The organism is Ralstonia sp. OTU4908, assembly GCF_038440115.1.
Classification (GTDB): Bacteria; Pseudomonadota; Gammaproteobacteria; order Burkholderiales; family Burkholderiaceae; genus Ralstonia; species Ralstonia pickettii.
The window spans coordinates 47,914-59,288 of sequence record NZ_JASATD010000024.1; the positions used below are offsets into that span (position 1 = coordinate 47,914).

Annotated in this window: 7 protein-coding genes and 1 pseudogene; 3 read left to right on the plus strand and 5 right to left on the minus strand. The window is 65.8% G+C overall.

The genetic code is table 11. The features are described 5' to 3' along the window. Positions 1-44 precede the first annotated feature (44 nt). Positions 45-857: a ferritin-like domain-containing protein gene (locus AAHM38_RS18495; protein WP_009239662.1), complete on the minus strand. Its 813-nt coding sequence runs from the start codon at positions 855-857 to the stop codon at positions 45-47. 229 nt (positions 858-1,086) lie between these two features. Beyond that, a complete protein-coding gene (locus AAHM38_RS18500) occupies positions 1,087-1,785 on the minus strand; it encodes a Crp/Fnr family transcriptional regulator (RefSeq protein WP_015855837.1) in 699 nt (232 codons plus the stop codon). Between the two features lie 160 nt (positions 1,786-1,945). On the opposite strand from AAHM38_RS18500, the gene AAHM38_RS18505 reads away from it, so the two are divergent. After that, entirely contained in the window at positions 1,946-2,575 is a 630-nt protein-coding gene (locus tag AAHM38_RS18505; protein WP_015855836.1) for an HD domain-containing protein, read from the plus strand. Positions 2,576-2,584: 9 nt separating this feature from the next. Here the strand turns inward: AAHM38_RS18505 and AAHM38_RS18510 are convergent, their stop codons facing one another. Beyond that, positions 2,585-3,580 carry a 2-hydroxyacid dehydrogenase gene (locus AAHM38_RS18510; protein WP_015855835.1) on the minus strand — a complete coding sequence of 332 codons (996 nt, stop codon included), beginning with the start codon at positions 3,578-3,580 and terminating at the stop codon, positions 2,585-2,587. Between the two features lie 142 nt (positions 3,581-3,722). Between AAHM38_RS18510 and sbcB the strand changes: the two genes are divergently transcribed. Next, positions 3,723-5,162, plus strand: a complete 1,440-nt coding sequence (sbcB, locus tag AAHM38_RS18515; RefSeq protein WP_015855834.1) for an exodeoxyribonuclease I — start codon at positions 3,723-3,725, stop codon at positions 5,160-5,162. Between the two features lie 77 nt (positions 5,163-5,239). Here the strand turns inward: sbcB and AAHM38_RS18520 are convergent, their stop codons facing one another. Together AAHM38_RS18520 and pdxR are read right to left on the minus strand one after the other, a co-directional pair. Next, the gene (locus tag AAHM38_RS18520) at positions 5,240-8,800 is read right to left on the minus strand and encodes an indolepyruvate ferredoxin oxidoreductase family protein (protein WP_015855833.1); all 3,561 of its coding nucleotides are present in this window, start codon (positions 8,798-8,800) and stop codon (positions 5,240-5,242) included. A 281-nt stretch (positions 8,801-9,081) separates the two neighbouring features. Further along, positions 9,082-10,549: pseudogene (gene pdxR, locus AAHM38_RS18525) on the minus strand (MocR-like pyridoxine biosynthesis transcription factor PdxR). Between the two features lie 92 nt (positions 10,550-10,641). Here pdxR and AAHM38_RS18530 point away from each other — a divergent pair. Then, on the plus strand, positions 10,642-11,325 hold the full coding sequence (locus AAHM38_RS18530) for a pyridoxamine 5'-phosphate oxidase family protein (RefSeq protein WP_015855832.1): 684 nt from the start codon (positions 10,642-10,644) through the stop codon (positions 11,323-11,325). The last annotated feature ends 50 nt before the right edge of the window (positions 11,326-11,375 follow it).

The window sequence follows — 11,375 nt, forward strand, 5'->3', positions numbered from 1 at the left end:
CTTCAACCCGGGTTTTTTGTTGGCGCCTCCTTCGTGCGGGCGATCTAGTGCAGCATCACGCGCCGCACCACGGCCACCAGGGGGGGGCGGATCGAGCGCTCGAACCCCGGGCGCAGGTGCAGCGGCTTGAGCAGCATCTTGGCGGCCATGTCGAGCGGCAGATAGGAGCGCACCAGCGCGCTGACGCGCGAGTTCAGGGCGCGCACATCGGCGTCAGGCACATCTTCCTGGCCGCGCTCGATGCGCAGCACATTGCGCAGCGCGATCATCGAATCTTCATTCTTGATTTCACGCAGGCGCGAGGCGAGCGCCCTGAGCACGCGCGCGCGCCCCACCCCCTCGCTTGCGTTGCACTCGTTGAAGAATCGCAGGAAGTGTTTGTAATGCCGGACTTCATCGGCCGAAATGCGGCTGGCGAGGTCGCGCAGCACGGGTTCATCGGCGTCGGCCGCCGCCTGTGCGATGGCGCGATAGAAGGTTGCCGTGCCCATTTCGACAACGCAGCGCGCGACCATTTCCAACGCCTGCGTGGGCTCGAACTGGTCGACGGAACAGGTGACCGAGTATTCCTCGAAGAAGCGGGCGTAGCCGCGCTCCCAGTCGAACTCGGGCCACACCGCTTCAACGTAGCGGCGCAAGGCGCGGCCGTGCTGCAGCTCTTCGCGTTCCCAATGATGGGTCAGCCAGTGTGCGGTTTCGGGGCGATCGGCGTAGTACTGAGCGAGGTTGCCGGCGTAGAGATCCGAGCCGCTCTCGACAAACGAGGCACTCGTAACCAGGTAGAACAGCGTGCGGTTTTCTCGCACGCGGGCAACGTCGATGCTGTCGTAGCCGATCTCTTGGATCGACCACGGCATGCGCTCGCTCGCAGATGACGTTTCCAGATGAACCTGTGACAAGGCGTTTCCTCCGTCGGCAATCTCGCAAAAAGCGGGCCGTCATCCTATGAGAATGAAACATCACGTCCCATGTTTCAAGACAGATGTGCGCTTGCAAAGGTTCCGAAAAGCAATCTTCTGTCCACAAAGTGGCGAAGGCGTCATGACAATTGCGTCATCTCGGGACGCGACGCAGCGTTAGGCACGCTCAGGAAGCGTGCGCGTCCATCAGCATCCGCAAAGCTGCCGCGTCGACGATTTCGACCGTCCGGTAATGGCAGCGGATCCAACCTGCGCGCTGCCACGCCTGCAGGTATTTGGAAATCGTCTGCCGCGAGCGGGCCAGCATGCGGCCCAGCTCTTCATTGCTGGCCGCCACAGTGCGGCCGTCGCCCGAGCGGGCGAGCTGCAGCAGACGCTGGGCGAGGCGCGCATCGGCAGGCATTTCGCTGGCGTGCTCGAACTCGTCGAAGATCAGGCGGATGCGCTGGCAGAGTTGCTGCATCAGCGCCCACATGCCGGCCGGGTAGGCCGAAACCACCCGTGCAAACGCCGCGCTGCCCAGCAGGATGAGCGTGGTCGGCCCCTGCGCGTGGGCGCTGTGCGTGCGGCCGCCGCCGTCGATGAGCGCGATCTCGCCAAACCATTCACCCGCGCGCAACATGCCGTAGACCAGTTCGCTGCCGCCGTCCGTCGTCCGGCTGATGCGCACGCGGCCGCGCAGGATCAAAAACATGCCCTGCGCCGGGCCTCCGTGCGGGTGGATGCATTCGCCGTCGGGGTAGGTAATCAGGCGTGCGCTGGGCGCGATCTCGGCCAGCAGGTCGGCAGGGGCTTCGCGCAGCCAACCCTGCGCGAGCTGCGCGGGTGCGGGTGCCGGGGCGGTATGGGAGGCGTCTGCGGGCATGGCGGCAGGATGCGGCGAGGGCGGTCCGATCATTGTCAAACGCTTGACAGTCTGCACGCAAGCGCCGGGCAGAGAATGGTCCGCTAGCCGCGCACCCAGCCATTCAAGAACTACGACGCGGCACCGACGCGACCATTCCGGCGACGAAGGAGACACCCCAATGACTGATCCGCAACATACCGCCCCTCGCGCGACGTTCTCTCACATGGAGCACGGCACGCGCGAGGACTGGGCCGCCATCTCGGCGGAATTCATGCCGTTTGCCCGCGCTTTGCCCGACCGCGTGCTTGCGCACCTGAAGCTGCTCGACGGCGATTGCGGGGGCTTCCCGATCGATCGTCTCGCGCACTCACTGCAGACCGCGACACTCGCCCACCGCGACGGACGTGACGAGGAATACGTGGTCTGCGCGCTTCTGCACGACATTGGCGACACGCTGGGCAGCTTCAACCACCCGGACATCGCTACGGCGATCCTCAAGCCGTTCGTGAGCCCGGAAAACCTGTGGATGGTCGAGAAGCACGGCATCTTCCAGGGCTACTACTTCTTCCACCACCTGGGGCTCGACCGCAACCTGCGCGAGCAGTACCGCAGCCAGCCCGAGCTGTTCGAGCGCACGGCCGAGTTCTGCGCCAAGTACGACGCCGCGGCCTTCATGCCCGACTACGACAACCTGCCGCTCTCGTTCTTCGAGCCGATGGTGCGACGCGTGCTGGCCAAGCCGCGCAACTCCATCTACGTGAAGGAAGGCGAAAGCGAACTGTCGCAGCCAAAAGCCGCGGCAGCTTGATCGGCCGGCCTAAGCCTGCACCACATTGACGGGTGCGCCTGCCGCCCACGCCGCCACGTTGGCGAGCGTGGTGTCGGCAATGCCCGCCAGCGCCTCGCGCGTGAAAAACGCCTGATGCGCGGTGACGATGACGTTGGGAAAGCTCAGCAGGCGCGCCAGCACGTCGTCCTGCAGCACGTCCGCCGAGCGGTCCTCGAAGAACAGATCGGCCTCTTCTTCGTAGACGTCCAGCCCGAGATGACCGAGCTGGCCGCTCTTGAGCGCGTCGATCAGGGCCGGGCTGTCGACCAGGCCGCCGCGGCTCGTGTTGATGAGCATGGCGCCCGGCTTCATGCTGGCGAGCGCGCTGGCGTCGATCAGATGGTGTGTGTCAGCGTTGAGCGGGCAGTGCAGGCTGACGATATCGGCCCGCGCCAGCAATTCCGGCAGCGGCACGTAGCGCGCGCCCAGCGCCGCCAGCGAAGCCTGCGGAAACGGATCGAATGCCAGCAACTGGCAGCCAAAGCCCGCCATGATGCGGGCGAACACCTGGCCGATCTGCCCCGTGCCGACGACACCGACGGTCTTGCCCGCCAGGTCGAAGCCCAGCAAACCATCCAGTGAAAAATCGCCTTCGCGCGTGCGATTGCAGGCGCGGTGCAGCCGCCGGTTGAGCGTGAGGATCATGCCGACCGCATGCTCGGCCACCGCGTGGGGCGAATACGCTGGCACGCGCACCACCGTCAGCCCCAGGCGTTGTGCGGCCGGCAGATCGACGTGGTTGAAACCGGCCGAGCGCAGCGCGATCAGGCGCGTGCCGGCCGCCGCCAACGCCTCCAGCACTTCCGCATCGAGGCAATCATTCACGAACGGACATACCACTTCAAAGCCGGACGCGAGGGACGCCGTCTGCGCTTCAAGGTGCGCGCGTTGGAAGACGAGGTCGAAGCTGTAGCCGCCGCGTGCAAGTGAGGCGCGGAAGCTGTCTTCGTCGTAACGGTGGCTGCTGAAAAAAAGAATGCGCATGGTGGCGGCTCGGGCGCGTCGGCGCGCCAGGGAAGGTGGGCAACGGCATTAGCTTACTCTGGCACCATCCCGGGTTTGCGCGGCGCTGGCGGCAGGCTGTTAGCATGCCGGCATCTTCAGTGTTTTCCAGCGAGCCGTTGCTTTGCCTGCCACTCCCTCCTTTCTCTGGCACGACTACGAAACGTTCGGTGCCGTGCCGCGCCGTGATCGCCCCGCGCAGTTTGCCGGCATCCGCACCGATGCCGAGCTGAACGAAATCGGCGAGCCGGTCGAACTGTTCTGCCAGCCTTCCAACGACTGGCTGCCCGATCCGGTATCGTGCCTCATCACCGGCATCACGCCGCAGCAATGCGCCCGGCAAGGCATTCCGGAATACCGTTTCGCCCAGGCTATCGAGCGCGAACTCGGCACGCCCGGCACCATCGGCGTCGGCTACAACACCATCCGCTTCGACGATGAGGTGACGCGCCACCTGTTCTGGCGCAACCTGATCGACCCGTATGCTCGCGAGTGGCAGAACGAATGTGGGCGCTGGGATCTGCTCGACGTGGTGCGCACCACCTGGGCGCTGCGCCCGGAAGGCATTCAATGGCCGACCCACGAAGACGGCAGGCCCAGCTTCAAGCTGGAGCATCTGTCCAAGGCCAACGGCCTGGTGCACGAGGCCGCGCACGATGCGGTGTCCGACGTGCGCGCGACGATCGCGCTGGCGCGTCTGATTCGCAACGCGCAGCCGCGCCTGTTCGATTTCTGCCTGGCGCTGCGCAAGAAAGACCGCGTGGCGGCGGAGATTGGCGATGCGCCCCGCCCGTTGCTGCACATCTCCGGGATGTACGGCGTGGAGCGTGGCTGCATGGCCGTGGTGTGGCCGCTAGGAGGGCACCCGACCAACAAGAACGAACTGATCGTGTGGGACCTGGCGTTCGACCCGTCCGAGCTGTTCGACATGGACGTCGCCACGATCCGCGAGCGCATGTTCACGCGCGCAGCCGATCTGGCCGAAGGCACCACGCGACTGCCGATCAAGTCGATCCACATCAACAAGTCGCCCATCGTCATCAGCAACATGAAGACGCTGCAGCCCGGGCAGGCAGAACGCTGGGGCATCGACTTCGCCACGATCGAACGCCACGCCGCCATCGCCCAGGGCGCGCCCGACATGCGCGAAACATGGCGCCAGGTGTACGCCCGCGAGTTGGAGCCGATTGAAGACGTCGACCAGAACCTCTACGGCGGATTCGTCGGCAACGAGGATCGCCGCCTGCTCAACGAGCTGCGCACGCTCAGCGGCGAACAGCTCGCGCGCCTGCATGCGGAGTTTGCCGACGCACGCCTGCCGGAGCTGCTGTTCCGCTATCGCGCACGCAACTTTCCCGATACGTTGAACGAAGAGGAATACGAACTGTGGGAACAGCTTCGCGCCGAGCGGTTGTTCGAAGGCCGCGATGGCTACATGACCTTTGAGACCTTCGGCGAGCGGCTTCAGCAATTGGGCGCGGAAGCCGAGGAGAACGGCGACACGCGCGCGCAGACCATCCTGCAGGATCTGTACGACTACGCGCAGCAGATCGTGCCCGGCTGACGTAGCGGGGGCGCACCAAGAAAAACGGAGGCAGAAGCCTCCGTTTTTTATTGGCGATGCCGAACGCTTAGCGCCGATCAGGCCGCCTGCTGTGCCGCCGCCGGATCACGCCACTGTGCCAGCAGCTTGTTCCAGCGGATGCGCGCCGCAGCCAGGTTGGCCTCCTTCACATGGCCGAAGCCGCGGATGTCCTCCGGCAGGCGGGCCAGTTCCACGGCTTGCGCCAGCTTCTGCGCCGTCAGGCCTTTCGCCAGTTCATCGACCAGCGCGCGGTATTCGCCGATCAGCGCGCGCTCGGTGCGGCGTTCTTCGGTCTTGCCGAAGATGTCGAACGCCGTGCCGCGCAGGCCCTTGAGCTTGGCGAGCACCTTGAAGATGCGCATCGTGTTCGGACCGAAGCGTTGCTTGACCAGGTGGCCCTTCTCGTCACGCTTGGCCGTCATGGGTGGCGCGAGCCAGAAGTTGAGCTGGTAGTCGCGGCCGGGTTCGCCTTCGAACTGGGCGCGCAGCTTGTCGAGGAAGGCCGGATCGGTGTACAGGCGGGCGACTTCGTATTCGTCCTTGTACGCCATCAGCTTCGACAGGTTGCGCACCACCGCTTCCGTGAGCGCCAGGGGTTGGCCGGCCCCCACCACGGCGGCCTCTGCTGCACGCACGCGCTCGACCACCGCGCGGAATTCAGCGGCATATGCAGCATTCTGGTAGGCGGTCAGCAGATCGACGCGGCGGGCGATCAGCGTGTCGAGCGAGGGCAGGGCGATGACGTCGGCCTTGGCACGCGGTGCGTCGCCGGCGAGCTTGAGCACCGCCTCGCGGTCTTGCGCGAGGTGGCGGCCCCATTCGAACGCGGTCTTGTTCTTCTCGACGGCCACGCCGTTGAGTTCGATCGCGCGGATGAGCGCGTCGTGCGTCAGCGGAACCCAGCCTTTTTGCCACGCAAAGCCGAGCACCAGCGGGTTGGTGAAGATGGCGTCGCCCAGCAGGCGCACGGCCAGCGTGTTGGCGTCTTCAAACGCGCAGGCGTCGCCGACGGCAGCGCGGATGTCCGCCTCTGCCGAGCTGCCCGGGAAGCGCCAGTTCGGGTTCTTGATGAAGTCGGCCGTGGGTGATGCCGTGCTGTTGATGATGGCGCGCGTCTGACCGTGCTGCACCTTCGACAGCACTTCATCCGACGCCGAGACAATCGCGTCGCAGCCGATCACGAGGTCCGCCTCGCCCATGGCGATGCGCGTGGCGTGGATTGAATCGGGGCGCTCGCCAATCTGCACGTGCGAGAGCACCGCGCCGCCTTTCTGCGCCAGGCCCGCCATGTCGAGCACGGTCACGCCCTTGCCTTCGATGTGCGCGGCCATGCCGAGCAGGCCGCCGATCGTCACCACGCCCGTGCCGCCGACACCGGTCACCAGCACGCCGTACGCGCGCTGGATGGCGGGCAGCTCAGGATGCGGCAGCAGCGGCAAGCCTTCCATCGACACGCCGTGCGACTCCGGCTTGCGCACCTGCGCGCCCTCGGCCGTCACGAAGCTCGGGCAGAAGCCGTTCACGCACGAGAAATCCTTGTTGCACGACGACTGGTTGATCTTGCGCTTCGTGCCCAGCTCCGTTTCCAGCGGCTCGACCGACAGGCAGTTCGACTTGACCGAGCAATCGCCGCAGCCTTCGCACACGGCGTCGTTGATGAACGCGCGGCGGGCCGGATCAACCATCGTGCCGCGCTTGCGGCGGCGGCGCTTTTCCGTCGCGCAGGTCTGGTCGTAGATCAACACGCTGGTGCCCTGCACCTCGCGCAGCTCGCGCTGAATGGCGTCAAGGCGATCACGGTGGTGCACCGTTACGCCTTCGGGCAGCTTGATGGCGGCGTTGTACTTCTCCGGCTCGTCCGTGACGATGACGATGCGCGACGTGCCTTCGGCGTAGACCTGCGCGGCAATCTGCGGCACCGACAGCGGGCCGTCGACCGGCTGGCCGCCCGTCATGGCCACGGCGTCGTTGTAGAGGATCTTGTAGGTGATGTTCACCTTGGCCGCGATGGAGGCACGAATCGCCAGCAGGCCCGAGTGGTAATACGTGCCGTCGCCGAGGTTGGCGAACACGTGCTGGTCGCCCGAAAACGGCATCTGACCGATCCACGCCACGCCTTCGCCGCCCATCTGGCTGAAGGTGTCGGTGCGGCGATCCATCCACACGGTCATGTAGTGGCAGCCGATGCCGGCCAGCGCGCGCGAGCCTTCCGGCACGTTGGTCGACGTGTTGTGCGGGCAGCCCGAGCAGAACCACGGCTTGCGCTCGGCGGTAATGCGCGGCTTGGCGAGCGCTTTTTCTTTGGCGTCGATGATGGCGATGCGCGAGGCAATGCGTGCGCGCACGTCCGACGGCAGCTCGAACTTTTCCAGGCGCGTGGCGATGGCGCGCGCGATGAGCGCGGGCGACAGTTCGTAATGCGCCGGCAGCAGCCAGTTGGCCATCGGCACCGACCATTCGCCGCCGGCATTGTCTTTTTCGTCAAACTTTCCGTACACGCGCGGACGCACGTCGTCGCGGTAGTTGTACAGCTCTTCCTTCAGTTGGTATTCCAGGATCTGGCGCTTCTCTTCCACCACCAGGATCTCTTGCAGGCCCTCGGCAAAGGCACGCGCGCCATGTGCTTCCAGCGGCCATACACAGCCGACCTTGTACAGGCGGATGCCGATGCGGCGGCAGGTGTCGTCATCGAGGCCGAGGTCGACCAGCGCCTGGCGAACGTCCAGGTACGCCTTGCCGGCGGTCATGATGCCGAAGCGCGCCTGCGGCGAATCGAGCACCACGCGGTCCAGCTTGTTGGCCCGCACGTACGACAGACCGGCGTACCACTTGTAGTCGAGCAGCCGCGCTTCCTGCACCAGCGGCGGATCGGGCCAGCGGATGTTCAGCCCGCCCTGCGGCATGACGAAATCCTCGGGCAGGATGATCTGCGCACGGTGTGGATCGACATCCACCGACGCCGACGATTCCACCACGTCCGTCACGCACTTCATCGAGACCCACAGGCCTGAGTAGCGGCTCATCGCCCAGCCGTGCAGGCCGTAGTCGAGGTATTCCTGCACGTTCGACGGATACAGCACCGGAATGCCGGCCGCCTTGAAGACGTGCTCGGACTGGTGCGCCAGCGTCGACGACTTGGCCGCGTGGTCATCGCCTGCCAGTACCAGCACGCCGCCATGCGCGGACGAGCCCGCCGAGTTGGCGTGCTTGAACACGTCGATCGTGCGGTCCACGCCCGGCCCCTTGCCGTACCACATGCCGAACACGCCGCTGAACTTGGCGCTCGGATACAGATTGACCTGCTGCGAGCCCCAGACCGCCGTGGCGGCCAGGTCTTCGTTGAGCCCCGCCTGGAAGACGATGTTGTGCCCGGCCAGATGCTTCTTGGCCTTCCACAAGGCCTGGTCCAGCGCCCCCAGCGGCGAGCCGCGGTAGCCGGAGATGAAGCCCGCCGTGTTCAGCCCAGCGGCGCGGTCGCGCTCCTGCTGCAGCATCGGCAGACGCACCAGTGCCTGCGTGCCGCTGATGTAGATGCGGCCACGCTCGAGCGTGTACTTGTCGTCCAGGGAAACAGTTTCGAGCGCGCGGCGTAGCGCGTCGTTCAGAGGGGCATTCATGCGTGCTCCGTGTGGGTGTGCCGGGATCACCGACAGCAGGTCTCTTTTGGTGCCGCCTGCGCCGCTTCTTGTGGAAACTGGCAGACAGCCATAGGTCGAGGCATCGTAGCATCGCGTGACATTCGGAACACCGTGCAACGCAGCAAGAATGGGGGCGGGTTTTCCCTTGGTTGTGGTGCCTGATGCACGTGTGCACGTCGTCGGGAGACGGGGTCGCACCGGTTGTGCGGTGCATGCAACGTTTGCGGCAAAGCCATGCAGCGCACGGCTGCACTGGCGAGTCAGCGCCTCACGCTTTCGATGACGTCCCGCATGCGCTTCACCAATCCGTCCATCGCTTCGGCCGGCACGTTGCCGTAACCCATCACGAGGCCGTTGTATTGCGCCGTCAGCGTGCCCGGCAGGCAGAAGCGCGACAGCGGCCGCAACACCATTCCGTGCGCACGGGCGGCCCGGCTGACTTCGGTGTCGGGCACCGGGGCGTCGAGCCGGGCGGAAAGATGCATGCCGCCCGCGCCGCCTGATACGGTGACGATGCCATCAAGGTGGCGCTCGATCGCGGCCTGCAGCGCATCGCGGCGCTCGCCATAGAGGCGACGCATGCGCCTAAGGTGCCGCGTGAAATGTCCTGCCTCGATGAACTCTGCCAGCGCCAGCTGCTCAGCCACGCGCCCGCGCAGCATCAGCGCACCGGCCGTCTTCTTCAGAGCGGGTACCAGCGCAGGCGGCACCACCATATAGCCGAGGCGCAGTGCCGGGAACAGCATCTTGCTGAACGTGCCGAGGTAGATGACCGGCGCATTCTCAGTCAGGCCCTGCACGGCGGATAGCGGCGCACCCGTGTGGCGGAACTCGCTGTCGTAGTCGTCTTCGATGATCCATGCGCCAGCTGCGCGTGCGTGCTGAATGAGCGAGAGACGGCGCTCCAGGCTCATCACCGCGCCGAGCGGATATTGGTGCGACGGCGTGATGTAGATGAGCCGGGGCGGCGTGTCGCGCCAGTCTTCTTCGCGCGGGGCGAGACCGTCCACATCGACGCTGATCGGCATCAATCGCATGTCTGCGGCCTGCAAGGCGGCGCGGGCGCCGTAATAACCGGGGTTTTCGATCCACGCGGTGTCGCCTGCATCGGCCAGCGCGCGCGCACATGTCGAGGCTGTTCTGCGTGCCGTCGGTGATGAAAACCTGCGTCGCGTCGCAGCGCACGCCGCGCGAAACGCGCAGGTATTCCGCCACGGCTTGCCGCAGCGCCACGTTGCCTTCGACCGGGCCGTAGCCCATCTGCCCCGGACCGATGCGGCGCCACCCGCGCTCCATGCAGCGGCGCCATTGCGCGAGCGGGAACTCATCCAGCGCGGGCGTACCGGGCAGGAAGGGCAGCAGGTCGTCCATGCCGCCGCGCGGGCGTTCGAGGTCTTTCACTCGGCACGAGAGCTCGGGCGCGGCTTCGGGCGCTGGCGTGGGCGTCTGCTGCAGGCCAACGCGCGCCACCACCGTGCCTTGCCGTCGGCTGAGCACCAAGCCCTCCGCGGCGAGTTGCTCGTAGGCGTAGAGCACTGAGTTGCGCGCAATGCCCAGCTCTTCGGCCAGCGTGCGCGATGGCGCCAGGCGCGTACCTTCCTCGATCTGTCCGCTCAGGATGGCGGTACGCAGGCACGCATACAGCCGTTGCTGCTGCGAAGTGCGCGTTCCACCTTCGCCGTGCATCGATGTGCGTTCGTAGTTCGACAGCAGGACCCCGTAATCCATCGTGGCTCCAGGAATTCTGGCTTTTGTGGGTCTATGCATGGTGCCACGGTTTTTTTACCGTCGGCCTATCGATTGACGATCCGGAGCCCCACATGTCCACCACAGAGCCCACATCGCCCACCGCACGGACCCGCGTGCGCCGCGTCGCGCACCGCGGCCACTACGACCGCACCACGCTGCATGCCATCCTTGACGAGGCCTACGTCTGCCACATCGCCTTCGCCGACGAGCATGGCGTGCATTGCATCCCCACCGCGTGCTGGCGCGAGGGCGGTCATCTCTACATCCACGGTTCCAACGGCAGCCGCATGCTCAGGTTGGCAGGTAGCGGCGCGCAGGTCTGCGTGACCGTCACGCACCTCGATGGCCTGGTGCTGGCGCGCTCGGCGTTCAACCATTCGATGAACTATCGGTCGGCCGTTATCTATGGCGCGTTCGAAATCGTGCCGGATTCGCAGAAGCCTGCGGTGCTCGATACGTTCATGGAAGTGCTCGCGCCTGGCCGTTCGCAGCAGGCACGGCCGGGCAATGCCAAGGAACTGGCCGCCACGACCGTGCTGCGGATTCCGCTGGATGAGGCGGCGTGCAAAGTGCGCACGGGCGGGCCGAAGGATGATGCTGAAGACCTTGAGTTGCCTGTGTGGGCTGGGGTGCTTCCGATGGCGCTGTTGCCGTTGCCGCCGGTGGTGCAGGCCGCGCCTGCGGGTACACCTGACTATGTGCGGGAGTGGAGGGATAGTGCGCGGGTGCCGGTGGGGGATGTGGTGATGTCGTGATGTCGTTAGGGGGCGGGGTAGTCGTTGGTTTTGGTTTTGGTTTGGTCTTG

Excerpts from the sequence above, each read along its gene's own strand:
- AAHM38_RS18500 (WP_015855837.1), bottom strand. The coding sequence starts at position 1,785 with ATGCCCGCAGACGCCTCCCATACCGCCCCGGCACCCGCACCCGCGCAG.
- AAHM38_RS18520 (WP_015855833.1), bottom strand. The coding sequence starts at position 8,800 with ATGAATGCCCCTCTGAACGACGCGCTACGCCGCGCGCTCGAAACTGTT.
- AAHM38_RS18530 (WP_015855832.1), top strand. The coding sequence starts at position 10,642 with ATGTCCACCACAGAGCCCACATCGCCCACCGCACGGACCCGCGTGCGC.
- AAHM38_RS18510 (WP_015855835.1), bottom strand. The coding sequence starts at position 3,580 with ATGCGCATTCTTTTTTTCAGCAGCCACCGTTACGACGAAGACAGCTTC.
- AAHM38_RS18505 (WP_015855836.1), top strand. The coding sequence starts at position 1,946 with ATGACTGATCCGCAACATACCGCCCCTCGCGCGACGTTCTCTCACATG.
- AAHM38_RS18495 (WP_009239662.1), bottom strand. The coding sequence starts at position 857 with ATGCCGTGGTCGATCCAAGAGATCGGCTACGACAGCATCGACGTTGCC.